Source organism: Pseudomonas sp. OE 28.3, assembly GCF_014268205.2.
Classification (GTDB): domain Bacteria; phylum Pseudomonadota; class Gammaproteobacteria; order Pseudomonadales; family Pseudomonadaceae; genus Aquipseudomonas; species Aquipseudomonas edaphica.
Map to the genome: position 1 here is coordinate 5,985,522 of NZ_CP077082.1, position 24,940 is coordinate 6,010,461.

The following is a 24,940-nucleotide window of genomic DNA, read 5'->3' on the forward strand; positions in this document are numbered from 1 at the left end:
TCCGCCCTGCTGGCCCTTGAAAATCACCCCTGATTCTCGACCGTATCCCCCCCACCCATCTGTTTCCCCAGGTGACACGCTTTCACCCTCGCCCCAATCGACATCGCCCCAACGAACCTTCCTACAAACATATCTAAACAGCCCGTTTAAAAACCGCTTGCCGCCGCGTTTAGCATTTGGCCCAAAACCTGCTTATTGCACACCGTACAATAAAATCCGGTCTGAGCCGGGCCACCTCACTACTGCTGTGCAATACAGCTCGGGGAATGCTGATGTCCACACCACCGCTTCACTCTTCCAACCATGGCTTGGCGCGGTCGCTCAAGGAGCGGCATGTGATGTTGATTGCTATCGGCGGCATTATTGGGGCCGGTTTGTTTCTGGGTTCGGGTAAGGCTATTGCCACGGCGGGGCCGGCGTTGTTGCTGGCGTATGCGTTGTGTGGGGGGATGGTTTATTTGATTGCGCGGGCGCTGGGGGAGTTGTCGTTGTATCGGCCCGGTAGCGGGTCGTTTGCGACGTATGCGGAGGAGTTTTTGGGGCCGCGGGTGGCGTTTATTACGGGGTGGTCGTATTGGTTGATCTGGATTCTGGTGGGGGTGCTGGAGGTTACGGGGATCGGCTTGTTGATGAAATATTGGTTCCCGGAGTTGGCGCAGTGGATTCCGGCGTTGGTCACCACGGTGGTGTTGATGGTGATCAATTTGTTTGCGGTGAAGACGTTTGGCGAGGTGGAGTTCTGGCTGGCGTTGATCAAGGTGGTGACGATTGTCGGGTTGATTGCCGCAGGCTTGGCGATTCTGATTTTCGGGCTGGATACATCGTCGCAAACCACCCCTTCGATCACCAACCTGTGGCGGCACGGTGGGTTTTTCCCGAATGGCTGGAGTGGCTTTTGGTACGCGATACCGTTGGCGGCGTTTACCTTTGCCGGGGTCGAGGTGATTGGCTTGGTGGCGGCGGAAACGGCCAACCCGGAGCGCACATTGCCGCGAGCGATCAATAGCATCATCTGGCGGATGGCAATTTTTTATATCGGGTCGATCGCGGTGATCATGGCCCTTTATCCCTGGAACCAGATCGATACCTCGCAAAGCCCGTTTGTGAGGGTGTTCGACAGCATTGGCCTGGGGATTGCGGCCGGGCTGATCAATTTTGTAGTGATCAGTGCGCTGGCGTCGTCGTGCAATACCGGGTTGTTTGCCACCAGCCGGATGTTGTTTGCGCTGTCGCATATTCAGCAGGCACCCCGTCAATTGCAGGTGTTAAGCCCGCGCCAGGTGCCGGCGCGTTGCTTGATGGTGTCGACCGCGATTTTGCTGGTGGGGGTCTTGCTGAACTATTTGATGCCGGAACGTATTTTCAACCTATTGATCACCGGCATTCTGGGCCTGTTGATTTGGGTATGGGCGGTGATCATCACCACGCATATGGCGTATCGGTACAAGGTGCAGCGGGGTGAGTTGCCGCTGATGGCGTATCGCTTGCCGTGGGCTCGGGGCAGCAGCGTGTTGGTACTGTTGTTTTTGGCTGGGTTGACGGTGCTGGTGATTCGCGACCCGGAGACGCGCACGGCGTTTTACGTGGCGGCGGCCTGGTTTGCGCTGTTGCTGCTGGTATATCCAAAGCGCAACGCATCCAAGGAGGTGAGCGATGTTCACAGCGCCTGATAGGTCCGCGTTGCAGCGCTGCATCACACGCTATACCCACGCCAACCCCAACAGCGCCCGGCAAATGGACTTGGCCGCGCGGGTAATGCCGGGTGGCAATACCCGCTCAGTGCTGTTTTATGCGCCGTTTCCGTTGGTGATGTCGGGCGGCGCGGGCTGTTTTCTTGATGACCTGGACGGGCATCGTTATGTCGACTTTCTCGCCGAATACACCGCAGCGCTGTATGGGCACTCTCACCCGGTAATCATCCAGGCGCTGACGACGGCGATGGCGAACGGGCTGAACCTCAGCGCCCCTACGCAACTGGAAGCGCGGTTGGCAGCGTTGATCGTGGAGCGCTTTGGTTGTATCGAACAGGTGCGCTTTACCAATTCCGGTACCGAGGCGAATCTGCTCGCGCTGGCGGCGGCACGGGCCTACACCCGGCGCGACGGCGTCATCGCGTTTAACGGCGGTTATCACGGCGGCGTGCTGAGTTTTGCCGGGCCAGGCACGCCGATGAATGTGCCCCACCGCGTGTACCTGGCGGATTACAACGATCTAGGCAGTGTCGAGCGTTTGCTGTTTGAGCACCCTGGCGAATGTGCGGCGATCCTCGTGGAGCCGATGTTGGGCGCCGGTGGCTGTATCTGCGCCGCGCCGGGCTTTCTCGAGGGTTTGCGCGAGTTGAGCCGTGCGTATGGGGTACTGCTGGTGTTCGATGAGGTGATGACTTCACGCCTTGGCCCAGGCGGTTTACAAGAAAAGCTCGGTATAACGCCTGACCTGATGACCCTGGGCAAATACCTCGGCGGCGGGATGCCCTGTGGAATGTTGGGTGGCCGACGAGACATCATGGTGCAGTTCGATCCGCGCCATGGCAGCCTCTCTCACGCAGGCACCTTTAACAACAACGTACTGACCATGGCGGCGGGTATCGCTGGATTGGAGCAGGTGTATACCCGTGAGCAAGCCATTGCGTTGAATACAAGGGGCGACCGGTTGCGCGAGCAACTGAACGAGGTGCTCGCCTCTATGCCGATGCAGTTTACCGGGCAGGGTTCAGTGATGAACCTGCATCCCACAGGCTTGCCGATTCTTCGGCCCACGGATATCCCAACGGACCGAAACCGCCTACGGGACCTGTTCTTTTTTCACCTGCTTGAATGTGGGATCTACAGTGCGCGGCGTGGGCTGTTTGCGTTGAGCCTGCCGCTGACCGAGCACGAAATGAATCGGCTGGTTAACGCTACACAGGCCTTTGTAGAACGCTATGGAGGCATGTTGACCAGAGACTGACACCACGCCTGGAAGAGCGACAGCGAATCGACGACCGGCTATCCTTTCGCCGTCGCTCAACCGGAATAACGTCCATGACCAGCAAAACCGCAAACCCACGAGGCAGGCGTAAAAAAACCGTTGGCGAAGACCCGCAAAACCAGCTGAATAAAGACACGATTATCGCCGCCGCATTGGCGTTGATCGACCGCGAAGGCCTGGAAAAATGCAGCCTGCGCAACTTGGCAAATAGCCTGGGCGTGTACCCGACAGCCATTTACTGGTACGTCTCATCACGTGAGTTGCTGTTGAGTGAAGTGCTGGCCAAAGTCCTTGAAGGGGTGGCACCGCACCCTCAGGAACGCTGGCAGGACTACCTTCGCGCCACCCTGGTTAATTGCCATAACGCTGTGCACCAGCACCCGAATGTGGCGCCGTTGCTCGGTGCGCAACTGGTCTCCAACACCCGCACCGACTTCAAGTTGGTAGAAGGCGTATTGGCAGCGTTGCAGCAAGCGGGTTTCAGTGGGCCTTCATTGGCTGGCGCCTACAACACGTTTATCGCCGCCCTTGCCGGTTTCACCACCTTGGAGTTCGCCCCGCTGCCGGAGAACACCGAAGCCTGGCAGCAGCAAGTACAGGAAAGCCTGCAGACCGTTGACGCCGAGCAGCACCCGACCCTTGCGCAGAACATGGGCCAGCTCAGCAACCGTGGTTTCAGCCTGCGCTGGCAAAATGGTGTGCACGCGCCGCTGCATGAGAGCTTTGCGTTTTATGTCGACACCCTCCTCTGCGGCCTGGAAACCCTGGCGGCGCGTCGCTGAAAAATCGCACAACATAATCAGAAAGCCTATCAATTGTACGTCGTACAATTTATCGCTACAGTCCGTCACGCATGAATACCCCATGACCCTAAAAACAAAAACGTCAGAGGTCTTAAATCGTGGCGACTGCATTCAACGAAGTGGTCCAGGGCCAACGGCTTTGGCAGCCCTCCCCTGAACATATCCAACATACCCGCCTCACGCATTACCTGGCTTGGCTCAAACGCGAGCGCGGGCTGAGCTTTGTCGACTACCACGGGCTATGGCAGTGGTCGGTCGATGATCTGGACGCTTTCTGGCAATCGATCTGGGACCACTTCAAGGTGCAGACCAGTAGCCCCTACCACGCGGTGCTGGGTGATCGTAGGATGCCGGGTACTGAGTGGTTTCCCGGCGCGCAGCTGAATTTTGCCGAACACATTTTGCGCAACGAACGGCAAGGCGATGCGCTGCTCTACCTGAGCGAATCCGCTGCGTTGCAGGGCTTGCCATGGGTCGAGTTCTGCGACCAGGTACGCACGCTCGCCAGCTATCTGCGAGAGCTCGGCGTAGTGCCCGGTGATCGCGTGGTGGCTTACCTGCCAAACATTCCCGAGGCGATGATTGCACTATGTGCCTGCGCAGCCATCGGTGCGATCTGGGCCAGTTGCTCGCCGGATTTCGGCAGCGAGGGTGTGCTGGATCGGGTGCGGCAATTAGCGCCGAAAGTGCTGTTGGCGGTGGACGGTTACCGGTATGGCGGCAAGGTGTTTGACCGGCGCGAACAGGTCCGGCAGATCGTCGGCGAGTTGGGCAGTATCCAACAGGTGATTGTGCTGCCGGCGCTGTTTGCTGATGAGCCATTGACGCTGCCTAACGCCATCGACTGGCACAGCTTGCGCCTGCGCCCCAGCGTGCCCGCCGCCGATTTCCAGTGCGAGCAAGTCCCCTTCGATCATCCGTTATGGGTACTGTTCTCGTCCGGCACCACGGGGGTGCCCAAAGCCATCGTTCACAGCCATGGCGGGGTTCTGCTGGAGCAGCTCAAAGCACTGCATCTGCACCTGGATTTTCGTGCGGGTGACACCGCCTTCATTTTCACCACCACCGGCTGGATGATGTGGAACACCTTGTTCAGTGCCTTGCTCTGCGGTGTACGCCCGGTGCTTTACGACGGCCATCCCACCTGGCCAGGCACCGATGCGCTGTGGCAAATCCTGCAAGACAGCCGCGCGAGTTTTTTCGGCACCAGCCCCACCTACATTGAACTGATGCAACGCGAGGGGGTGGTGCCCGGCGAGCGTTTTGACCTGCACGCACTGCGCACGGTAATGCCGGTGGGGTCGCCGGTTTCACCGCAGTGTAATGCATGGTTTTACCGCAACCTGAACACGGCGGTGTGGGTCAACACGGGCAGCGGCGGTACGGATATCTGCACCGGTTTGGTCAGTGGCGTACCGACCTTGCCGGTGTATGCCGGCGAGATCCAGGCGCGCGCCCTGGGGGTGGATGCCCATGCGTTTGATGCACACGGCCAACCGGTGATCGATCAAGTCGGCGAGCTGGTGGTGAGGTCGCCCATGCCGTCGATGCCGGTGTATTTCTGGAATGACCCCACGGGCGAGCGCTATCGCGACAGCTACTTTCAGCCATGGCCGGGCGTGTGGCGCCATGGGGATTTCTTTTTGCTCAATGCTCGCGGCGGCTGCCAGGTGCTGGGGCGTTCCGATGCGACGCTGAACCGCTTTGGCGTGCGGATCGGCACGGCAGAGATTTATCGGGCGCTGGAGCACATCGCAGAAATCGAGGATGCACTGATCGTTAACCTTGATTTGCCCGAGGGCGGTTTCTTTATGCCGCTGTTTGTACAGCTGCGTGCCGACGCGGTGTTGGATGAGCCTTTGCAGCAACGCGTGAACGACTGCCTGCGCCTGGCGTGCACACCTCGGCATGTGCCGGACTGCATCCTGGCTGTACCGCTGATTCCCACCACCCTCACCGGGAAAAAAATGGAAGTGCCGGTACGCCGGATCCTGATGGGACACGACCCGCAGAAAGTCGCCAACCCCAGCGCCATGCGTGACCCGCAGGCGCTTGAGTTCTTTATCGAATACGCCGCCCGGAGCCGCCAGCCATGAGGGGTAAAGCTTATATCGTGGGTGCCTATGAACACCCTACCCGCCACGCCACGGACCGCTCCCTGGCGCAGTTGCATGCCGATGTGGCACGCGGCGCACTGGAGGATGCGGGGCTGAGCCTCAGTGATGTCGACGGCTATTTCTGCGCCAGTGATGTGCCGGGCTGGGGAGCGCCAGGCGTAGGGCCGTTCTCCATGGTCGAGTACCTGGGCATCCAGCCACGGCACCTGGATACGACGGAAAGTTGGGGCTCGTCCTACATGCATCAAGTCGCCCAGGCTACACGCGCCATCGCCGATGGGCGCTGCCGTGTCGCCTTGATCACCCAGGCCGGGCGCCCGCGTGCCGAGCGCCAACGTCCGCAAAGCAGCGCATTAGACCCAGCGTACAGCGCCTGTGAAGCACCGTTTGAAACGCCCTATGGCGCTGCCGTGGTCAACCGCTACGCGATGTGCGCCATGCGCCATCAGTACGAACACGGCACCACGGCCGAGCAATTGGCCTGGATAAAAGTCGCGGCATCGCACCATGCCCAGCACAACCCGCAGGCCATGTTGCGCAATGTGGTAACGGTGGAAGACGTTCTGAGTTCACCCTGGGTCGCCGCCCCTTTGCGGCGCTTGGACTGCTGCGTGATCAGCGACGGCGGCGGTGCCCTGGTGCTGGTGCATCCAGCCATTGCGCGCTCGCTCAAACGGCCGCTGATTACGCCTATCGGTTCGGGCTATGCGATTAACCATCTGAACGGCGGTTACTTCGACCTGCTGACCTCAGGTGGCGCGCAATCCGGCGCCAATGCATTCGGTGAGGCGCGCCTCACACCTGGCGATATTGACTACGCGTCGCTGTACGACAGCTTCACCATCACCGTATTGATCCAGCTGGAAAACCTCGGTTTTTGCGCCCCTGGCCAGGGCGGCGCCTTTGTCACTGACGGCAAGTTGATCAGCGGTGTCGGCCCCTTGGCGGTAAACACTGACGGCGGCGGCCTGTGCAATAACCACCCCGGCCATCGCGGCGGCATGGCCAGGCTAATTGAGGCTGTGCGCCAGTTGCGCGGCGAAGCACACCCGGCCGTTCAACGGCCTCATTGCGCACTGGCTCTGGCCCACGGCACCGGCGGCCTGCTGGGCTCACGCCACGGCAGCGCCACACTCATACTGGAGCGCCTTTGATATGCCACTGACCTCACCGCACATCACCGCGGAAAGTGCGCCCTTCTGGGCTGCCGCCAATCAAGACCAACTGTTGCTACGCCGTTGCCTGGACACCGGCAAGGCCTACTACTACCCCCGCGATCACAGCCCGTTCACCGGCAGCACCGCAACCGATTGGATCGTCGCCAGCGGTGGCGCCACCTTGTACAGCTTCAGCTATAGCGGGCGCGCAGACGACGTGCATTGCATTGCCTACGTGACGCTCGACGAAGGGCCAACGATGTTGTCGGTCATCCAGTGTGAGGCTGCGCACCGCTTGCGCATCGGGCAACGGCTCAAGGTGGCGTTTGCGCCCACGCCGAGCGGCCAAAAAGTCCCCGTGTTTGTTCCGTCAGTTTGATTGTCCTTTTTAAGTTGACGGTAAGACACATGCCAGCCGATTTATCACGTCCAACCCACCCATTAATCTGTGCCCATGTTGAACGCAACGCCAAACCAACCCAATCAAAAAAGGACTTCAACCATGAGCACGCCAACCCTCAGCCGCTTGAACAAAGACGACGCCATTGTTCTGCTGATCGACCACCAAACCGGCCTGATCTCGCTGGTACAGGACTTCTCCCCCAACGAGTTCAAGAACAACGTGCTGGCCCTGGCGGACGTCGCCAAGTTCTTCAACTTGCCGACCATTCTCACCACCAGTTTCGAGCAAGGCCCTAACGGCCCGTTGGTGCCGGAGTTGAAGGAGATGTTCCCGCAGGCGCCGTACATCGCTCGCCCTGGTCAGATCAATGCGTGGGACAACGAGGATTTCGTCAAGGCGGTCAAGGCGACTGGGCGTAAGCAGATCATTATTGCGGGTGTGGTGACGGATGTGTGTGTGACGTTCCCGACGTTGTCGGCGCTGGCGGAGGGGTTTGAGGTGTTTGTGGTGACGGATGCGTCGGGCACGTTTAATACGACGGTGCAGCAGGCGGCGTGGAGCCGGATGATGCAGGCGGGGGCGCAGATGATGAATTGGTTTTCGGTGGCGTGTGAGTTGCAGGGTGACTGGCGCAACGATATCGAGGGGCTGGGGAATTTGTTGTCGCAGCGGATTCCTAACTATCGGAACTTGATGAACAGCTATTCGGTGCTGGCAGCGCGTCAGGGGTGAGGTTGAGCGGCTTTAACCTGTGGGAGCGGGCTTGCCCGCGATGGCGGTGAATCAGTCACTACATTCGGTGGCTGACATACCGTCATCGCGGGCAAGCCCGCTCCCACATTTGGTCTTTGCTGCGTTGCGATTGGGGTGGTTCAGTCGAGGATCAGGTGCGGTAGAAACCGGCTTGAGTCCTTGGTGATCAGGCTGTTGTCTTCGCGCACGCCGATGCCTGCGGCTTGGTCAGCGATGACCCAGGAGCCGATCAGTGTATAGCTGTCGCCAAAGCGTGGCAGCGGCGCGAATTCCTGAAGGATGAACGGCGCGTCCGTGTAGGGGCCGTCTTCTTTTACGATCAGGCCGTCGGCGGTTTGCAGTTCGATGTTGGCGCCTTCGCGGGAGAAGAACGGTTTGCGCACCCAGCCCTTTGGCACGGCTTTGCCGGGGTCGGGGTCCAGGTGGGAGGCAAGCAGGTTCGGGTGGCCTTTATTGAACTCCCACAGCAGCGGCAGGATGCCTTTGTTGGAGAGGATGGCTTTCCACGCGGGCTCGAAGAACTGGGTGTCGCTCTGGGCAATCGCGGCGCCGAAGGGTTCGTGGAAGATGAACTCCCAGGCGTGCAGTTTGAACAGGTGGGGAATCCAGCGATCCTCAAGGTCGACGAAGCGGCCTTCGCTGGTGAGGCCGATGTCTTCGATGTCGATGTGGCGGGATTCAATACCAACTTTTTCGGCGACCAGGCGCAGGTAGTCGGTGGTGCCTTTGTCTTCGATCGAGTCTTTCATCGAGGCGAAGTAGAACGGCTGGTTGAGCTGCAATTGGGCGAAGGCTTGATGCAGCTTGGTGTCGATGCTGTTGAACTGGTCGGCGTGCTTGGGCAGCAGGCCGCGTTCAATGCATTGCTCCAGCCAGCCCCATTGAAACGCCGCCGCTTCATAGAGGCTGGTGGGTGTGTCGTAGTTGAGCTCGAGCAGTTTGGCTGGCCCGCTGCCGTTGTAGGAGAAGTCCATGCGCCCGTACAGGTGCGGGTGGCCTTCGAGCCATGAAGTGCGGATCATGTCGAAGAACGGCGCGGGAATGCTCAGGCGTTCCAGCAATTCCTCGTTTTGCACCACGCGGGCCACGAGGTCCATGCACATGTCATGGATCTCGGTGGTCGGGTCTTCGAGGTCGCGCTCAATTTGCTGGAGCGTGAACTGGTAGTACGCGCTTTCGTCCCAGTAGGGTTCGCCGTCGATGGTGTGGAACAGGAAGCCGAGGCTGTCGGCGGTCTGTTTCCAGTCATGACGTTCTGCGCAGTGGATCTTCTTCATGGCCTGGCTTCCTTAACTGCTCGAACCGCCGCCGCCCCAGCCGCTGCGGGCGCTGGCTTTGCTGCCGAAGCCGCCACGGGAGGTGGACGACGCAACGTTCACCGGTTTGCTGGAGGAGCGCAGCGTGTTGGAGTAATTGCTGCTGCCATATCGGGCCTGGTTGGAACGGCCAAAGGTCGCCCCGTTGGAGACACGCTGGTTGAGCGTCGAGTTGCCGTAATTGCCGCGATCATCGCGGTAGCGGTACACCGGCTCGGAGCGGTAGCTGTTGCGATTGTTGCTGAGCATGTTGCCGATCAACAGGCCGGTCAGCAGGCTGCTGGTGGAGAAGCCTGAACCACCGCTGTTGGCTTGCGAACCGGCGACTTGGGCATTGGCCGCATCGACCTGGGATTGGGTCACCTGGCCTTCGGCGGTCAGTTCGAAACCGCCCAGCCTTGGGATGAACTTGCCGGAGGAGTCTTGCTGACACCAGTCGGCGACAAAGTCGGCGTCGCAATCGGTCTGGCTGTCGTACACCGGCGCGATGCGGCGGTGCTCGGCCATGGCGGTCATGTAGGCGTCGGAGCAGACGTCGACCGGTAGCTTTTCATCGGCGCATTGCTGGACCGACTGGAAGTTGTACTTCTTCTGCAAATCGTAGGTTTTTTCGGTCGGCCCGCAGCCAGATATCGCCATGGCGACCGACGCTGCCAGCGACAGCTGGACGTACTTGCTTCGTTTCATCGAGAGCTCCGTGCGCAATCAGTACTGGGTGGGCGTCATGCACGCGGCGTTCAGCATGCCGACGCTGATAGCCACGGCGGCCACGTAGATGCCGGCCGCAACTTCGCCATTCTTGATGCGCTCGGACGTGCCTTTGAGCACCAGGCTGGTCAGCAGAAACGCCAGCAACTGGACGACGGCGGCGATCACCGACCAGACGACAAAATCCAGCAGGCTGATGGAGTAGGCAATCACATTGCTGGCCGGAATGGCGAAGCCAATGATCGCGCCGCCCAGGGCGACCGACGCCGAAACGTTGCCGGCGCGGATCAGTTCGAACTCCTTGTGCGGAGTGATGCGGGTGTAGATGAACTGGAACAGCGCGAACAGCACCGCAGCCCCCAGGATGTAGATGACAAAGCCGAGCACAGCCGCTTTGTTCAGGGAGATGGAGAGAGCTTCTAGCATGGATGGCTTCCTTTTTTAGAGCGCAGTCAGGTCGGTTGTGTACAGCGAAATGCCCAGCGACGTGCTCAGGCTGATGCCACCCTCGGCATCTTCTTCGACGGAAAACAGCAGGAACTCGCGGCGATCGGTCAGGCCGGTGTCGCGGGCGTACAGCATCGAACGGTGCTCGACGTTGTAGGCGTCTTCCGGGTTTATTACGCGCTCGCTCATCGCCACCAGTTCGGTCTGGCCGGCTTCGCTGCCCCAAACACGGGTGTATTCGACGCCGTTGTGGGTGTAAGTCGGTAGCCCGATCAGGCTTTGTGGGCCTGCCAGCCTGCGCAGTTCCGCTTCGCTGCTGAGGGTGACGTAGCTCAAGTAATTGAACAGGATCACCGACTCGACCTGCCCGGCGACTTCGCCGGTGGTGTGTACTTGCAGCCAGTAATCTTCGTCGTTCATGTAGTAGCGCGACAGCCAGGTCGATTGCCCGAGGTCAACGGTGCCGTTGGCCCAGACTTCCTGGGAGCCGGGGATCACCACCGAGGTTTTCCCATCGAGCAACAATTTCAGGGTGGTGTCGAACATCACGCCTTTGCCGGGCGCCAGGCCTAGCGGGCCGGTGGTCGGCAGCGGCGATATTGACTCGGCATTCGTTTGTGGGGCCTCAAGCCCCATCAACTGTTTAAACCATCCCATTGGAGAGTTCCTTGAGGTGGGTGGAAGCGATAGAGAAGGGAATAGATGAGAAACAATAAAAGCGGAAGATGACGCCCGAGCGCCACACAAGAAAATTCGACATGTCGCCCCTGACTCCCTGGGTACTTGATTCCTGACGCCATCGCCTCAGCGTCGGTAGGCGCAAGTGCGTTCACCCGGCATTAAACCTGCTGCGCGGTGTTGAGAGAAGTACCTTGGCAGCAATAAAGCCGGCGAGCGCACCAAACAGATGCCCTTCGAAGGAAATCCCCTGGCGCGGCACAAACCCCATGATCAACCCGCCATAAAACACCGCCACCACACCGGCGACTAACAGGTTGCTCCAGCTCCTGTGGAACCAGGCGCGCGACAAGAGGTAGGCCCATAGCCCAAAGACCCAGCCGCTGGCACCGACGTGTACGCCGGTAAACCCGAACAGCCAGACCAGCGAACCGCCCAGCAGGATAATAATCGCGCTGACGGTTATGAAACGGTTGAGCCCTTCAGCCATGACCAGGGTGCCCAGCACTACAAACGCAATCAGGTTTGCGCCCAGGTGGGCAAAGGAGGCGTGCAGAAACGGTGAGGTGAGGATGCCGAACAGGCCCTGCACGGTCCTCGGGATCAGACCGAATGCCATGAGGCTGTAACCGGTGGCGACATTGAGCAGTTGCAGCGCGACCATGAACACGGCCAGGCCTGCGATTGTCTTGAAACCCTTCAGGGCGTCCATCCTGACCTCGACGTAAAAAGGGCACAGTCAATGCCCGCCCGCTTAGAAAGAACACGGTCACTGTGGCGAGGGAGCTTGCTCCCGCTGGGCTGCGCAGCGGCCCTAAAAATGGGACTGCTACGCAGTCCAGCGGGAGCAAGCTCCCTCGCCACGGGTCGGGCAGTGGCAGCGCTACTCGGCCGACTTTTGCTTCAGACGCTCCAGAATCGCATTAGCGCTGCCGGTGTCCGGCGTGATGCCGGCTTCGCGCAGTTTGCGTTCCAGGTCAGTACCGGTCGATGCCTCGGCCAGTTCATCCTGGGCTTGCAGCTCAGCGGCACGTTGCTGCTGCTTGGCTTGCAGGCGGTTAAGCGTACCCACCGCAGTCTCCAGCTTGCCGTTGGCGCCGCCGCTGGCGACGGACGCGCTGACCTGGGCCTTTTGCACGCTTTCGCGGGCCTTGGCCATGTCCACTTGCTGGCGCAGGCTTTTGATCCGGCTTTCGGCCTTGGTGATGTCCTTGCGCATGCTGTCGGCGTAGCCACCGAACTCGGCGGTCTGCTTTTGCTCGGCGTCGCGCTCGTTGGTCAGGGTCGAAATGGCTTCGGCCACTTCCAGGGCCAGGTCTTCACGGTTGGCCTGGATAGCGGCCATCGCCTTGGATTCCAGGTCTTTGATCTTGGCGTCGTACTCGCCTACGCGGTCCGCTGCCAGCTTGTGCTTGGCCATGATGCTCACCAGCTCACGCTTGGCGTTGGCCAATGCTGTGTCGGCGTCGCGAATTTCTTGATCAAGGATGCGCAGGGCCTGTTGGTCGACGATCGATTCGCCGACTTCGCTGGCACCGCCACGCAGCGCGGTGAACAATTTGCTCCAGATGGACTGAGTCATTGGATACTCCCGAATACTTAATTGAAGAAACGTTCGAAGGCTTCGCTGGCGCGCTGCACGTTATCGACCAGGGTTTTCACCTCGGTCACGATGTTGGTCAGGCTGGAGTCGGAACTCAGCGCACCAAACATGTTGTAAACAACCTGCCCGTTCGGCATGGACTCGATACCGATCGACGACAACGGGAACATCTCCCGGCTGCGCAGCACGGCGTCATTGAAGGCGGTTACGTCGTTGATGGACTCGACGTCGACCAGCACGGTATCGACGATGATCTGCTCGCCCACCACCGCGATGTAAATCGGCAAGCCCCCGAAGTCGTTCATTTCCAGTTTAATGCTGGACTCGGAACCTTGAACCAGAGAAAGCGTAATGTCTTTGGCGACCACTTCGTCCAGGGCTTGCAGCGCGCTGAAGAGGCGGTCGATGTTCCAGTTGGTACCTGCGCTCATGAAATTCTCCGACATGAATGAGCCAGCCAGAATCGGTTGGCGAAGCTGTTTCTCCATTTGCTTGAGCAGGCTTCGGTTTTCGGGAAGCACCCAAGTCTCGTGTTTCACATAACCGGCGGCCGCCAGCCCCGCGCGCATCTGCTTCATGTAAAAGCTCGACGGCTTTTTAACCGGCGGTTTCAAGCGCTCTCCCTTGCGGCTTGCTGAATCGGTATCGGGCTCTGCGGGCGGGCTCGATGGAGAGCTGCTTTTCATGGTACTGGCCTCGTTGTGAAAATCTCACGCGTGAGAAAATCTACAGGCAATTTCCGCCAGGCTCAATAGCTCACGCGTGAGATTTTTTGTCTCACTTTTTCCCGCACCACCCAGCAGCGCCCATCGCTCAAGGCTGAGGCTCGATTGTTCCAACCTGATGAACGGTTAAATGCCATTGTTGGCGCGCCCACACTTGCCTCGCCACGCTCTAGCGCAAGCGCACCGTGACCATCGGGCTTTTTTTCGGGCACCGGCCTTACTGCATAAATGTTCCGAAATCACCTTGGCGTTGTGAATTGTTGTGAAGGCGTTGCGAATCAGCCAAAACTCCGTGCTAAGTTCCGTAACGTAGTTCCGTAACGTAGTTCCGTGACGTAGTTCCGTGACGTTGCGATTCACAGCATTCATACACAGCGGCCACCCAACTAAGGCCGCCCTCTTGTTATCAAATAAACAGCCTCGGGTAGTTAACCAGGAAGTTGTACGGCCCCGCGCGCTTTAAAAATAGCCGGGCCACACTTACATCAGGAGAGTAACCATGGTAGCGAAGGTAGAAACGACCCCAAAGGACGCCGCGGTCACTAATAAGAGCTCTGTCGCTGCCTGGGAAAAGTCCGTCAAAAAAGCCGCCGCCGCGCCCAAAGATGAGTTGGGCAAAAGCCAGAAACGCCCCGAAGGTGACACCCGCTCGGCCCAGCAAATCATCGATGACACGCCCCTGCTTGCCCAACTGGGCAATCAAAGCGGGGTGAAGGACAACCTTAAAAAGCAGGTCGGTGATTTTGATAAAGATGCGGATGCCGCCTATCGCGCGTCCAAGGTGCTGGAGCACGTGGAATACATCGACGAAGACGGCAAGCTCACCGATGGCAAGGAGGTCGGCAACCACAGCATCGACGGTTTCACCAAGGACGGCGAAGCCCGGCATGGCACCGAGGCGGGCCGTTTGCAGGACTTTGGCAAGTACGGGTATTCGAGCCTGCGCGGCGAAGTGGTCAAGTCGGACCTGGGCGACAAGCAGAAACGCCCCGACGGTGACACGCGTTCGGCCAAGGAGATTATCGACGCCACGCCCCTGCTGAAAAACCTCGGCAACCAGAGCGATGTGAAGGACAACCTCAAGAAGCAAGTGGGCGACTTCGAGACCGACGCCGACGCCGCGTACCGCGCTACCCAAGTGCTGGAACATGTGGTCAGCATCGATGAAAACGGCAAGTTGCTGACCGGTTATGACGCGCGCAATAAAGACAACGACAGCATTGATGGCTTCACCAAAGACAAAGAGGCCCGGCACGGTACCGAGGCCGGCCGCTTGCAGGATTTCGGCAAGTACGGCTACTCAAGCCTCAAGGGCGACCTGATGCACGTCAAGGACGCGACCCATACCGACAAGGCCGCGCCGCCTGATGAGCCACAGGACGTGCAGGCCCTGCGCGACAAATACAACATCCCCACCTTCGGCGCCGAAGGGCTGATGGACATGGAACTGCCCAACGACAAGACCGTGGGCGGCCAGACGGCCGAGAACTTTGTGCAGGGCATCCGCGATGACATCAAGAGCGGCAAGCTGACCGAGCACTCGGATGAGGCCAAGATCGTCAAGCTGATGGACGCCCAGGCCGCACTCGACAGTGGCTATGACCTGTACGGCTATGCCGAGAGTATCAACCTGGGCAGCGGCACTTACCGTGAAACGGATAAGAGCCCGACCAAGTTGAACGGCAAGGACGTCAAGGAGATGGTCGACGAGGACAAACTCGCCAAAGAAATTTCCACACTCATGGGCAAAGAAGGCATTAAAGACCGTTACGACGTAGAACTTAAGAACAGTGTCGGCAGCTTGTCGCAAGATCGCTTGAATGAAGTTCGCGAGCAAGTGTTCCCGGCACTGTTCAAAGACGGCACGCGTGATGCCAACTTGAACTTCGAAGACTATGTAATTGCCATGAATGACTCTGGCGACCCAAAGAAATCCGAAATGGCCGAGTTAGACGTAGACCGTTATTTTGAATCGCTGCGCATCCTCGAACCGGACAGTTACACCGCACGCCGTCAGACATTCGACCAGAACATGATGACGCACCAGCTCAACACCTACATGGAGAACCCCGACAAGGTTTCGCCGGAAAATGCCGAAAGTGGGTTGAAAGCCTCGTTCACGATGATCAAGGGCGGTATCAACGCCGTCCTCGGTGGCTTGGACAAAGGCGACAAAACCTACGACATGTACAAAAAGATGAAGGATGAGATCGACATCCTCGACGGCCATATCAAAGGGCTGACACCGGCCGAAAACAAACAGATCGCAGCGGCCATTCGTCTCGCAGCCGCCAGCGGCGACCCGAAAGCCATCGACAAGGTGGTCGACACCCAGTTGAAGGGCCTGGGCGACAAACGCGAGGCGGCCGCCGGCTCCCTGAAGACGGTGTTGCACACCGCCAGTTCCACCGGCGGGCTGAGTGCCATGGCGGGCACCATGAACCTGGTCAGCGGCGCCCTGCAGCTCGCCAATGGCGGCGGCAACATGACCGACGACCAGAAAATCGCCGCCGCCAAAGACCTGGTCGCCGGCTTGAGCTTTACTAACGACTTCCTCAAGTTCGGTTCGAACATTGTGGAAACCCTGGGAGGCACTAAACCCTATGAACCTGACGTGGATAAAGACGGCAAAGGCCCGGCAAAAATCAAAGCCACTGAATGGCTGGGGCTGATCGACGAAAACCTGCCGGATATCTGGGGCAAGAAAGCCACCGAAAAATCCGACGCACTGGCTGCCTCCATCAGCACCCAGGTTAAAGAGTCGTCCGAAACCCTCAAGAAACTCGACGTGGGCAACCTGTCGGCCGATGAGGTCAAGGAGTACGACAACGCGGCCAAATCCCTTGGCGAACACATGGGTGTCAAGGACATTCCCGGCAAAGGTAGCCCGGCGTCAAAATCCGAGATTGCGATCGCCTCCGGGCGCTCGTTCCTGCGCTTTATGGGCGGCGCCGGCCTGGATTTGACCGGCGGCGTGATGGACATCGTTTCCGGCGCACGCAAACTCAAAAATGCCAAGACCGCACTGGAAAAAACCGACGCAGCCTTCACCCTGGGCGGGGGTGCATCCGGTACCGGTATGGCCATTGCCAATACCATCGCGATGTTCGCCCCCAAAGGCGCTCACCTGGCTGGCAAACTGGCCGGTGATGTTGCCGCCACCGTGGTACGCGGGCTCGCCATCGGCGCCCGTATTGCTGGCCCGGTTTTCGCCGTGGCCGGTGTGATCTTCGGGGTGGCAGGCACCTTGATCGCAGAGGCGGTCGAGCATGCCAAAATGCAAAAGCTCACCGACTCCCAAGGCAAGTTCTTCAAAGACCTCGCCGCTGCCGGCGTGACCAAGGACGACTGGGGCGACAAGCTCGAATACGCGCGTTATGCCACCTATATGTACGGCGGTCGCGACACGCCGGACGACAAATCGATGTTCGAGTACCAGTCGGACGAATGGAAACACTTCAAGGAAACCGAAGACAAAAAAGGCAGCTCCCTGACGCGGCTGGCACCCTACCTGCACAAGGACAGCGACCCCGACAGCAAGAACTTGTGGGAAAAATTCCTGGCCGGCGGCACCAGCTCCAGCGGCCCCCATGGCAGTGAACGACATACCGATGACTGGCGGCCCTGGGGTAGCACGGACATGGATGCGGGCAAGCAGGAAAGGGCCTGATTTTATCCACTCAACGGTTGCAGCCTGCCTGAACGGCAGGCTGTAACGGTTAAACGCACCTAACCCGCCAGCTCCCGCTCAATCTGCTCAATGCTTGGCAAACTGGTTTGTAGCTCTGCCGGTAAAGACTCCACCAACTGATACTCCGCCACGCCGATCGGCCGGTTGTTGTCGCGCAATGCGTATTCAGCCACCACTTCATTTTTGCTCTTGCACAACAACAGGCCAATGGTGGGACCGTCCTGTGGGTGTTTAAGCTGAACATCCACTGCCGACAGGTAAAAACTCAGCTTGCCGAGGTGTTCGGGCTTGAATTTGCCTGTCTTGAGTTCGATCACCACGTAGCAGCGCAGCTTCAGGTGATAGAACAACAGGTCGACAAAAAACTCATCACCACCTACATCCAGTAATACCTGCTGGCCGACAAAGGCGAAACCGGCGCCCAGCTCAAGCAGGAAGTCGGTGACGTGCTTGATTAAGGCGTTTTCTATATCGCGCTCCTGCGCATCCAAAGCCAGGCTGAGGAAGTCGAAGCGATAAGGATCCTTGAGCGATTCGCGCGCCAGGTCGGATTGGGGCTTGGGCAAATGGTGTTCAAAATTGCTGACGGCCTTGCCACTGCGCTTCAGCAGGCGATGCTCGATTTGCATCACGAGCGTGCTACGTGACCAGTTGTGTTCAATTGCCTGGGCGATGTACCACCGGCGCGTTTCGGGGCCGGGGAGTTTGTCTAGAAGCACCACATTGTGGCCCCACGGCAATTGTGCAGCAGCCTGTTGCACAAATTCGGCATTCGGCCACGCCTCGGCAAAAGCGCGCATATATTTGAGGTTGCGCGGCGAAAAGCCCTTCATCTTGGGGAAGGCCGCGCGCAAGTCTTGGGCAAGGCGATCAACCACCTTGCTGCCCCAACCCTGCGCGGCCTGGCGGGTCAGAATATCGTGGCCGATCTGCCAGTAAAGCAGCACCAGTTCGCGGTTCACCGCCAGCGTTGCTCGCTGCTGGGCCGTATGGATGCGCAGTTTAAGGTCGCTCAACCAGTCGCTGTAGCCTACAGGAGGCGTGATCAAGCCGATGGAGGTTTCGCTCATGCCCGTTTCACTCTTGACTGGAGAGGCACAGGCTAGTCAGTGGTTTTTACCGTCACAAGGGGCCGCGAGCGCTTCAGGAAGGGCCTTGCACAGATCACAGAAACGTCCTGCTGGCCTTTGCAAATCGACGCATTGCTGGGCCGTGCCTTGACTCTCCCCTATACAGCACACCCTACCCTGAAAGGCCCACTTTCAGGCTTCGGCACCATGACTCAGCGCATCCTGCTCATTCTCGGCCACCCCTCCAGCACCAGTTTTTGCTCAGCCGTCGCTGATACCTACATCCACGCGGCTACAATCGCCGGCCACGAGGTACGCGTCCTGCGGCTAGGCGAACTGGCTTTCGACCCGGTCCTGCATAACGGCTATGCCCTGCCCCAAGCCTTGGAACCCGATTTGCTCAGCGCCCAAGCCGATATCCTCTGGGCGACTCATCTGGCGTGGGTTTTCCCGATCTGGTGGGGCGGCATCCCGGCATTGATGAAAGGCTTCATCGACCGTATTTTCCTACCCGGCTTTGCCTTCAAATACCGTAAGGGCAAGGCTTTCCCGGATAAGCTGCTGCAGGGCCGCACCGCCCATTTGTTGGTGACCCTGGACACGCCGACGTGGTATTACCGCTGGGTCTATCGCATGCCGGGGATTCATCAGATGCGCAGCACGACCCTGGCCTTTTGCGGCATCAAGCCGACCAAGACGCTGATGTTCGGACCTGTACTGGGATCAACCGCAACGCAGCGCGACACGTGGCTGAAACAGGTCGGCGCACTATTTGAAAAAAGGAGTTTTCATGTACATCGGCAAAGCCGCGCAGTTGTCGGGCACGACCATCAAGGCGATTCGTCATTATGAAGCGATTGGCCTGCTGCCAGCGCCACAGCGTGCGGGGCGTTATCGAGTTTACTCGGCGCAGAGTGTCGAATTGCTGACGCTGATCAAATGCGCCCAGCAGTTGGGGTTCAAGCTCAAGGAGTTGCAGGGGATTTTGCACGGGCACGAGGGCGATGCGTTGCCTTGGGAAAGGGCAGACCAGGCCATCGCCAGCAAGAAGTGCGAACTGGCCGGGCAGATTGCCGGGCTGCAGAAAATGCAGGCCGGGTTGATGGCATTTGAAGCGCAGCTCAAGGACGCACAGGGGCAATACTGCGGTATGCGCTGAGCCGAATAAAATGCCTAATCGGCTCACGAAATGAGCCGAATAAGCATTTTATTCGGCTCAACGGCAGACCAGTGACAGCCCCGCTCATTTGCCCAGAATCCCCATGTCTGCTAGTGTCGCGCCGGTTTACCGTCTACCGGATTAGCCGCCATGGCCCGCAAAAAAGTTGCACTCGATTTCGAACAATCCCTCGCCGACCTGCAAACCCTGGTTGAGCGTCTGGAGAACGGCGAGTTGTCGCTGGAAGACTCGTTGACGGCGTTTGAGCAAGGCATCGGCCTGACTCGCGACTGCCAGAGCGCGTTGGCGCAGGCAGAGCAGAAGGTGCAGGTGTTGCTGGAGCGCGACGGGGAGTTGGCCGAAGAACCTTTCGATGCGGAACAGCCCGAATGATCGATGCGTATCAGGCCAGCAGCCAGGCCCGGGTCAATGCGGCGCTCGAACCTTTGTTCGTAGCGCCAGGCCCGCAGATGAAGCGCTTGTATGAAGCCATGCGCTACAGCGTGATGAATGGCGGCAAGCGTGTGCGCCCGCTGCTGGCGTATGCGGCCTGTGAAGCCCTGGGTGCGCCGGCCGAGCACGCCAATGGCGCGGCGTGTGCGGTTGAGCTGATTCATGCCTATTCCCTGGTGCATGACGATTTACCGGCCATGGACGATGACGATCTGCGTCGCGGCCAGCCCACCACCCATAAAGCCTTTGACGAAGCCTACGCGATCCTCGCCGGTGACGGCTTGCAGAGCCTGGCGTTCAGCGCCTTGCTGGACCCACGCCTGAACAGCGTGAATGCCGAGATCAGCCTGCGCATGGTCACGGCCCTGGCCTTGGCCGCAGGCCCGGCCGGTATGGTCGGCGGGCAGGCCATCGACATGGGTTCGGTCAGCCTCAAGCTCGACCAAAAAGCCCTCGAACATATGCACCGTCACAAGACCGGCGCGCTGATCGAAGCCGCCGTACACTTGGGCGCCCTGGCCAGTGGCCGCGCCGAAGCTGCGCAATTGGCGGCCCTGCAGACCTATTCCCGGGCCATCGGCCTGGCGTTTCAGGTGCAGGACGACATTCTCGACGTGGAAAGTGACACCGCCACCCTGGGCAAACGCCAAGGCGCGGATATCGCACGAGACAAACCGACTTATCCGGCATTGCTGGGCCTTGATGCCGCCAAGGCTTACGCCCTGGAACTGCGCGACCAGGCCCTGGACGCCCTGCGACCTTTCGACGCGGCGGCCGAGCCACTGCGCGACCTGGCGCGGTATATCGTCGAACGCCGCCACTGATAACCGCGGCCTTTCGCGCCGCATATCGGCCAAGTTCGGCGCCCTGCGTGGGCAGTTTGCACCGCTTGAGGTAAACTGCCGCCTCTTCTATACCTATAACGATTCGCCTGATGCCCACGACGTTTCAAGAGATTCCCCGCAAGCGCCCGTCCACGCCCCTGCTCGACCGTGCTGTCACGCCGGTTGGCCTGCGTCGACTGGGTGAAGCCGAGCTGGAAACCCTGGCCGATGAGTTGCGCCTGGAATTGCTCTACACGGTCGGCCAGACCGGTGGGCATTTCGGTGCCGGGCTGGGCGTCATCGAGCTGACCATCGCCCTGCACTACGTGTTCGACACCCCGGACGACCGGCTGGTGTGGGACGTGGGCCATCAGGCGTATCCGCATAAAATCCTAACAGGCCGCCGCGAGCGCATGGGCAGCCTGCGCCAGAAGGACGGCCTGGCCGCCTTCCCGCGCCGCTCCGAAAGCGAGTACGACACCTTTGGCGTCGGCCACTCCAGCACCTCCATCAGCGCCGCGCTGGGCATGGCAATTGCCGCCCGCCTGCAAGGCAGCGATCGCAAGGCGATTGCGGTGATTGGTGATGGCGCGCTGACCGCCGGCATGGCCTTTGAAGCACTGAACCACGCGCCGGAAGTGGACGCCAACATGTTGGTGATCCTCAACGACAACGACATGTCGATTTCGCGCAATGTGGGTGGCCTGTCCAATTACCTGGCAAAAATCCTTTCGAGCCGCACCTACGCCAGCATGCGCGAAGGCAGCAAGAAGGTGCTCTCGCGCCTGCCCGGCGCGTGGGAAATTGCCCGGCGTACCGAAGAATATGCCAAGGGCATGCTGGTGCCCGGCACCCTGTTTGAAGAGCTGGGCTGGAATTACATCGGCCCGATCGACGGCCATGACCTGCCGACCCTGATCGCCACGCTGCGCAATATGCGTGACCTCAAGGGCCCGCAGTTCCTGCATATCGTCACCAAAAAAGGCAAAGGCTTCGCTCCGGCAGAAGTCGACCCGATTGGTTACCACGCCATCACCAAGCTCGAACCCCTGGATGCGCCCGCCGCTGCGCCGAAAAAAGCCAGCGGGCCGAAGTATTCCGGCGTGTTTGGCGAATGGCTGTGCGACATGGCCGCCGCCGACCCGCGCCTGGTGGGCATCACCCCAGCGATGAAGGAAGGCTCCGACCTGGTGGCATTCAGCGAGCGTTTCCCGCTGCGCTACTTCGATGTGGCAATTGCCGAGCAACACGCGGTGACCTTCGCCGCCGGCATGGCCTGTGAAGGCGCCAAGCCGGTGGTCGCGATTTACTCCACCTTCCTGCAACGCGGCTATGACCAGCTTGTTCACGATGTGGCGGTGCAGAACCTCGACGTGCTGTTCGCCATCGACCGCGCAGGTTTGGTCGGCGAAGACGGCCCGACTCACGCCGGCAGCTTCGATTTGTCCTACCTGCGCTGCATCCCCGGCATGCTGGTGATGACCCCGAGCGACGAAAACGAACTGCGCAAGATGCTCAGCACCGGCCACCTGTACAACGGCCCGGCTGCCGTGCGCTACCCGCGCGGCAACGGCCCGAATGCGGTAATCGAGAAAAACCTCGAGCCGATCGAGATTGGCAAAGGCATCGTGCGCCGCCAGGGCAGCAAGGTCGCGTTTCTGGTGTTCGGCGTGCAAGTGGCCGAAGCCCTTAAGGTCGCCGAGAAAATCGACGCCACCGTGGTCGACATGCGCTTCGTCAAACCGCTGGATGAGACCTTAGTGCGTGAAATCGCCGCCAGCCATGAACTGCTGGTGACCGTCGAAGAAAACGCCATCATGGGTGGCGCCGGTGCGGCAGTCAGTGAGTTCCTGGCGCGGGAGAACATCCTCAAGTCGGTGCTGCACCTGGGCTTGCCGGATGTGTATGTGGAACACGCCAAACCGGCGCAGATGCTGGCCGAATGTGGCCTGGATGAGGCCGGGATCGAGGCTTCGGTGCGCGCGCGCATGGCGCTGCTGGGCCTGTAAAACACTCATAACATGTGGGAGCTGGCTTGCCTGCGATAGCATCACCTCGGTCTTACTGAAAAACCGAGGTGACCGCATCGCAGGCAAGCCAGCTCCCACATTGTTTTTGTATTGCTGCTCAATGCTATGGACAGCCCATGAATCGCCTTCGCTTTGCCCTGCCCCTGCTGCTGCTCCCCGCCACTGCCGTGCTGGCCGACAGCTTCGAGCGCGACGACGCCCTCAAACTCCCCAACGTGGTGATCAGCGCCAACCGCCAGGTGCAGGCGCGTAACGACAGCAGCGCCGCCAACAGCGTGTTTACCCGCGACGACATCGACCGCTTGCAGCCCACCAGCGTGAGCGACTTGCTCAGCCGTGTGCCCGGTGTGCAGGTGGCGCAAAGTGGTGGCCGTGGCAGCGTGACCAACGTGTATGTGCGCGGCACGTCCACCGCCCAGAGCCTGGTGTTGGTGGATGGCCAGCGCATCAGCAGCTCCACCACCGGCACCAGCAACCTGCAATACCTCAACATCGACCAGATCGAACGCGTAGAAGTGCTGCGCGGCTCGCGCTCGGCGATCTACGGCAGCGATGCGATTGGCGGGGTGATTCAGATCTTCACCCGGCGCAACACCGAGTCGGGCCTGCAACCGCGCCTGCACGTGGGCTTTGGCAGCAATCAGACGTGGGAGCGCAGCCTGGGACTGTCCGGCGGCGACCAGCAAACCCGTTTCAGCCTCGGCGCCAGCCTGGATGACACGGCGGGGATCAACCGCACACGCACGTCGTACCCGAGCGATGGCGACCACGATGCTTATCGCAACCAAGCCATCAGTTTCAGCCTGAGCCATGCCTTCACCGATGACATCGACGCTGGCGTGAATGTGCTGGATAACCGTGGCAAAAGCGAATTCGACAACCCTTTTGGTCGCTATGACTCGCTCAATTACCAGAGCTTCCAGCAACAACCCTATACAGACTTCACCGTCAGCAGCGTCAGCAGTTATGTCGACGCGCGCCTCAACGATGCGTGGAAGTCTCGCCTGGAGCTGGGTCACAGCGAAAACCGCGAAAAAACCCTGGATAAACTCAGCGACGACCGCAGTGTGTTCAACACCTACCGCGACTCGCTGACCTGGCAGAACGACTTGACCCTCAATGATCAGAACAGCCTGATCCTGGGCGGCGACTGGTACGAAGACCGGGTCAACAGCAGTACGGTGCTCGCCGAAGACAGCCGCTGGAACCGCGCCGCGTTTATCCAGCACCGCTTTGAAACACAGTATTTTTCCACCGAGCTGGGCCTGCGCCGCGACCAGAACCAGCAATTCGGCGGTCACAACAGCTGGAGCGGCACCCTGACCCTGCCGGTGAACCCGGATAACGACCTGTTGTTCAGTTACAGCGAAGGCTTCCGCGCACCGACCTTCAACGACCTTTATTACCCGGACGAATACGGCTTCAAAAACGCCAACCCAAACCTGAAACCCGAAACCTCCAAAAGCTATGAACTGCAATGGCGCAGCCAGCTCAGCGACACCAGCCGCCTGGAGGCGTCGCTGTACCGCACCGATATTCAGGACGCCATCGTGTTCGGCAGCGACGGCCCACAAAACGTCAGCTCGGCCCGCATCAATGGCTTCGAAGCAGCGCTCAAGCAAGAACTGTTCGGCTGGCAAGGCAGCCTCGGGCTGGCGATGATTGACCCACGCGACCGCGACACCGGCCGCACATTGGCTCGCCGCGCCAGACGCACGGTGAGCCTGGATCTGGATCGCCAATTCGATCAGTTTGGCGTCGGCGCCAGCTGGCAAGCGGTAAGCAGCAGCTACGATGATCCGAAAAACCAGCAACGGTTGGGTGGTTACGGGTTGCTGGGGCTTCGCGCCAGTTGGGCGGTGAACCGTGAAGTAACATTGAACATGAAGGTCGATAACCTGCTGAACAAAGACTACAGCCGGGCGCTGTATCAGTATCAAGGCCAACAATACGGCTACCGGGAAGAAGGCCGGGCGCTGTTGTTTGGAGTGACCTGGACGCCGGAACTGTAACGCCAGCGCGCACTATCAATG

At 59.7% G+C, this 24,940-nt stretch carries 22 protein-coding genes; 14 read left to right on the forward strand and 8 right to left on the reverse strand.

Going from position 1 to position 24,940, the window contains the following annotated elements; translation table 11 throughout:
* The first annotated feature begins 338 nt into the window (after window positions 1-338).
* From HU759_RS26870 to ycaC, 7 genes are all read left to right on the forward strand, one after another.
* Window positions 339-1,670: an amino acid permease gene (locus tag HU759_RS26870; RefSeq protein WP_225933013.1), complete on the forward strand. Its 1,332-nt coding sequence runs from the start codon at window positions 339-341 to the stop codon at window positions 1,668-1,670.
* Window positions 1,654-2,949 carry an aminotransferase class III-fold pyridoxal phosphate-dependent enzyme gene (locus HU759_RS26875; protein ID WP_170038050.1) on the forward strand — a complete coding sequence of 432 codons (1,296 nt, stop codon included), beginning with the start codon at window positions 1,654-1,656 and terminating at the stop codon, window positions 2,947-2,949. Before HU759_RS26870 ends, HU759_RS26875 begins: the two co-directional genes overlap by 17 nt.
* A 74-nt stretch (window positions 2,950-3,023) precedes the next feature.
* A complete protein-coding gene (locus tag HU759_RS26880; RefSeq protein ID WP_170038048.1) occupies window positions 3,024-3,752 on the forward strand; it encodes a TetR family transcriptional regulator in 729 nt (242 codons plus the stop codon).
* A gap of 119 nt (window positions 3,753-3,871) precedes the next feature.
* Window positions 3,872-5,869 carry an acetoacetate--CoA ligase gene (locus HU759_RS26885; RefSeq protein WP_170038046.1) on the forward strand — a complete coding sequence of 666 codons (1,998 nt, stop codon included), beginning with the start codon at window positions 3,872-3,874 and terminating at the stop codon, window positions 5,867-5,869.
* A complete protein-coding gene (locus HU759_RS26890; RefSeq protein WP_170038044.1) occupies window positions 5,866-7,044 on the forward strand; it encodes a thiolase domain-containing protein in 1,179 nt (392 codons plus the stop codon). The genes HU759_RS26885 and HU759_RS26890 overlap by 4 nt, the downstream gene beginning before the upstream one ends.
* Window position 7,045: 1 nt before the next feature.
* Complete coding sequence (locus HU759_RS26895; protein WP_017136017.1) at window positions 7,046-7,426, forward strand: OB-fold domain-containing protein; 381 nt, start codon at window positions 7,046-7,048, stop codon at window positions 7,424-7,426.
* A 123-nt stretch (window positions 7,427-7,549) separates the two neighbouring features.
* Window positions 7,550-8,182 (forward strand): isochorismate family cysteine hydrolase YcaC, encoded by a 633-nt coding sequence (gene ycaC / locus HU759_RS26900; protein ID WP_170038042.1) that lies wholly within the window; start codon window positions 7,550-7,552, stop codon window positions 8,180-8,182.
* Window positions 8,183-8,322: 140 nt separating this feature from the next.
* Here ycaC and HU759_RS26905 read toward each other — a convergent pair whose 3' ends face one another.
* The 7 genes from HU759_RS26905 to HU759_RS26935 form a co-directional block, all read right to left on the reverse strand.
* Window positions 8,323-9,480, reverse strand: coding sequence for a glutathionylspermidine synthase family protein (locus HU759_RS26905; RefSeq protein ID WP_170038040.1), 1,158 nt, complete (start codon window positions 9,478-9,480; stop codon window positions 8,323-8,325).
* A 12-nt stretch (window positions 9,481-9,492) separates the two neighbouring features.
* A complete protein-coding gene (locus HU759_RS26910) occupies window positions 9,493-10,206 on the reverse strand; it encodes a DUF1190 domain-containing protein (protein WP_017136014.1) in 714 nt (237 codons plus the stop codon).
* An 18-nt stretch (window positions 10,207-10,224) separates the two neighbouring features.
* Window positions 10,225-10,653 (reverse strand): DUF350 domain-containing protein, encoded by a 429-nt coding sequence (locus HU759_RS26915; protein WP_017136013.1) that lies wholly within the window; start codon window positions 10,651-10,653, stop codon window positions 10,225-10,227.
* Window positions 10,654-10,668: 15 nt separating this feature from the next.
* Entirely contained in the window at window positions 10,669-11,331 is a 663-nt protein-coding gene (locus HU759_RS26920; RefSeq protein ID WP_099547566.1) for a DUF2491 family protein, read from the reverse strand.
* Window positions 11,332-11,503: 172 nt separating this feature from the next.
* Window positions 11,504-12,064 (reverse strand): rhomboid family intramembrane serine protease, encoded by a 561-nt coding sequence (locus tag HU759_RS26925; RefSeq protein WP_099547565.1) that lies wholly within the window; start codon window positions 12,062-12,064, stop codon window positions 11,504-11,506.
* Between the two features lie 171 nt (window positions 12,065-12,235).
* Window positions 12,236-12,934 carry a PspA/IM30 family protein gene (locus HU759_RS26930; RefSeq protein WP_017136010.1) on the reverse strand — a complete coding sequence of 233 codons (699 nt, stop codon included), beginning with the start codon at window positions 12,932-12,934 and terminating at the stop codon, window positions 12,236-12,238.
* Between the two features lie 17 nt (window positions 12,935-12,951).
* The gene (locus HU759_RS26935; RefSeq protein ID WP_032865490.1) at window positions 12,952-13,533 is read right to left on the reverse strand and encodes a YjfI family protein; all 582 of its coding nucleotides are present in this window, start codon (window positions 13,531-13,533) and stop codon (window positions 12,952-12,954) included.
* A 646-nt stretch (window positions 13,534-14,179) separates the two neighbouring features.
* On the opposite strand from HU759_RS26935, the gene HU759_RS26940 reads away from it, so the two are divergent.
* Complete coding sequence (locus HU759_RS26940; protein ID WP_170038038.1) at window positions 14,180-17,350, forward strand: hypothetical protein; 3,171 nt, start codon at window positions 14,180-14,182, stop codon at window positions 17,348-17,350.
* A gap of 59 nt (window positions 17,351-17,409) precedes the next feature.
* Here the strand turns inward: HU759_RS26940 and HU759_RS26945 are convergent, their stop codons facing one another.
* The gene (locus tag HU759_RS26945) at window positions 17,410-18,441 is read right to left on the reverse strand and encodes a PDDEXK nuclease domain-containing protein (protein WP_186617114.1); all 1,032 of its coding nucleotides are present in this window, start codon (window positions 18,439-18,441) and stop codon (window positions 17,410-17,412) included.
* A 207-nt stretch (window positions 18,442-18,648) separates the two neighbouring features.
* Here HU759_RS26945 and HU759_RS26950 point away from each other — a divergent pair, with 207 nt between their 5' ends.
* The 6 genes from HU759_RS26950 to HU759_RS26975 all read left to right on the forward strand — a co-directional run bounded on the left by HU759_RS26950 (window position 18,649) and on the right by HU759_RS26975 (window position 24,919).
* On the forward strand, window positions 18,649-19,293 hold the full coding sequence (locus tag HU759_RS26950; protein WP_026013600.1) for an NAD(P)H-dependent oxidoreductase: 645 nt from the start codon (window positions 18,649-18,651) through the stop codon (window positions 19,291-19,293).
* On the forward strand, window positions 19,232-19,600 hold the full coding sequence (locus HU759_RS26955) for a MerR family transcriptional regulator (protein WP_017136005.1): 369 nt from the start codon (window positions 19,232-19,234) through the stop codon (window positions 19,598-19,600). The genes HU759_RS26950 and HU759_RS26955 overlap by 62 nt, the downstream gene beginning before the upstream one ends.
* Window positions 19,601-19,750: 150 nt before the next feature.
* Entirely contained in the window at window positions 19,751-19,993 is a 243-nt protein-coding gene (locus tag HU759_RS26960) for an exodeoxyribonuclease VII small subunit (protein ID WP_003176346.1), read from the forward strand.
* Window positions 19,990-20,877 carry a farnesyl diphosphate synthase gene (locus HU759_RS26965; RefSeq protein WP_138452003.1) on the forward strand — a complete coding sequence of 296 codons (888 nt, stop codon included), beginning with the start codon at window positions 19,990-19,992 and terminating at the stop codon, window positions 20,875-20,877. Before HU759_RS26960 ends, HU759_RS26965 begins: the two co-directional genes overlap by 4 nt.
* A gap of 110 nt (window positions 20,878-20,987) precedes the next feature.
* Entirely contained in the window at window positions 20,988-22,886 is a 1,899-nt protein-coding gene (dxs, locus tag HU759_RS26970; RefSeq protein WP_186617116.1) for a 1-deoxy-D-xylulose-5-phosphate synthase, read from the forward strand.
* A gap of 137 nt (window positions 22,887-23,023) precedes the next feature.
* Window positions 23,024-24,919, forward strand: a complete 1,896-nt coding sequence (locus tag HU759_RS26975) for a TonB-dependent receptor (RefSeq protein WP_186617118.1) — start codon at window positions 23,024-23,026, stop codon at window positions 24,917-24,919.
* Window positions 24,920-24,940 lie beyond the last annotated feature (21 nt).

Bases quoted from the DNA above. Each gene is read 5' to 3' on its own strand.
- dxs (WP_186617116.1), top strand. From the start codon at position 20,988: ATGCCCACGACGTTTCAAGAGATTCCCCGCAAGCGCCCGTCCACGCCC.
- HU759_RS26950 (WP_026013600.1), top strand. From the start codon at position 18,649: ATGACTCAGCGCATCCTGCTCATTCTCGGCCACCCCTCCAGCACCAGT.
- HU759_RS26935 (WP_032865490.1), bottom strand. From the start codon at position 13,533: ATGAAGCAGATGCGCGCGGGGCTGGCGGCCGCCGGTTATGTGAAACAC.
- HU759_RS26955 (WP_017136005.1), top strand. From the start codon at position 19,232: ATGTACATCGGCAAAGCCGCGCAGTTGTCGGGCACGACCATCAAGGCG.
- HU759_RS26965 (WP_138452003.1), top strand. From the start codon at position 19,990: ATGATCGATGCGTATCAGGCCAGCAGCCAGGCCCGGGTCAATGCGGCG.
- HU759_RS26960 (WP_003176346.1), top strand. From the start codon at position 19,751: ATGGCCCGCAAAAAAGTTGCACTCGATTTCGAACAATCCCTCGCCGAC.
- HU759_RS26940 (WP_170038038.1), top strand. From the start codon at position 14,180: ATGGTAGCGAAGGTAGAAACGACCCCAAAGGACGCCGCGGTCACTAAT.
- HU759_RS26945 (WP_186617114.1), bottom strand. From the start codon at position 18,441: ATGAGCGAAACCTCCATCGGCTTGATCACGCCTCCTGTAGGCTACAGC.
- HU759_RS26915 (WP_017136013.1), bottom strand. From the start codon at position 10,653: ATGCTAGAAGCTCTCTCCATCTCCCTGAACAAAGCGGCTGTGCTCGGC.
- ycaC (WP_170038042.1), top strand. From the start codon at position 7,550: ATGAGCACGCCAACCCTCAGCCGCTTGAACAAAGACGACGCCATTGTT.
- HU759_RS26875 (WP_170038050.1), top strand. From the start codon at position 1,654: ATGTTCACAGCGCCTGATAGGTCCGCGTTGCAGCGCTGCATCACACGC.
- HU759_RS26905 (WP_170038040.1), bottom strand. From the start codon at position 9,480: ATGAAGAAGATCCACTGCGCAGAACGTCATGACTGGAAACAGACCGCC.
- HU759_RS26895 (WP_017136017.1), top strand. From the start codon at position 7,046: ATGCCACTGACCTCACCGCACATCACCGCGGAAAGTGCGCCCTTCTGG.
- HU759_RS26925 (WP_099547565.1), bottom strand. From the start codon at position 12,064: ATGGACGCCCTGAAGGGTTTCAAGACAATCGCAGGCCTGGCCGTGTTC.
- HU759_RS26920 (WP_099547566.1), bottom strand. From the start codon at position 11,331: ATGGGATGGTTTAAACAGTTGATGGGGCTTGAGGCCCCACAAACGAAT.
- HU759_RS26890 (WP_170038044.1), top strand. From the start codon at position 5,866: ATGAGGGGTAAAGCTTATATCGTGGGTGCCTATGAACACCCTACCCGC.
- HU759_RS26870 (WP_225933013.1), top strand. From the start codon at position 339: ATGTTGATTGCTATCGGCGGCATTATTGGGGCCGGTTTGTTTCTGGGT.
- HU759_RS26930 (WP_017136010.1), bottom strand. From the start codon at position 12,934: ATGACTCAGTCCATCTGGAGCAAATTGTTCACCGCGCTGCGTGGCGGT.
- HU759_RS26910 (WP_017136014.1), bottom strand. From the start codon at position 10,206: ATGAAACGAAGCAAGTACGTCCAGCTGTCGCTGGCAGCGTCGGTCGCC.
- HU759_RS26880 (WP_170038048.1), top strand. From the start codon at position 3,024: ATGACCAGCAAAACCGCAAACCCACGAGGCAGGCGTAAAAAAACCGTT.
- HU759_RS26975 (WP_186617118.1), top strand. From the start codon at position 23,024: ATGAATCGCCTTCGCTTTGCCCTGCCCCTGCTGCTGCTCCCCGCCACT.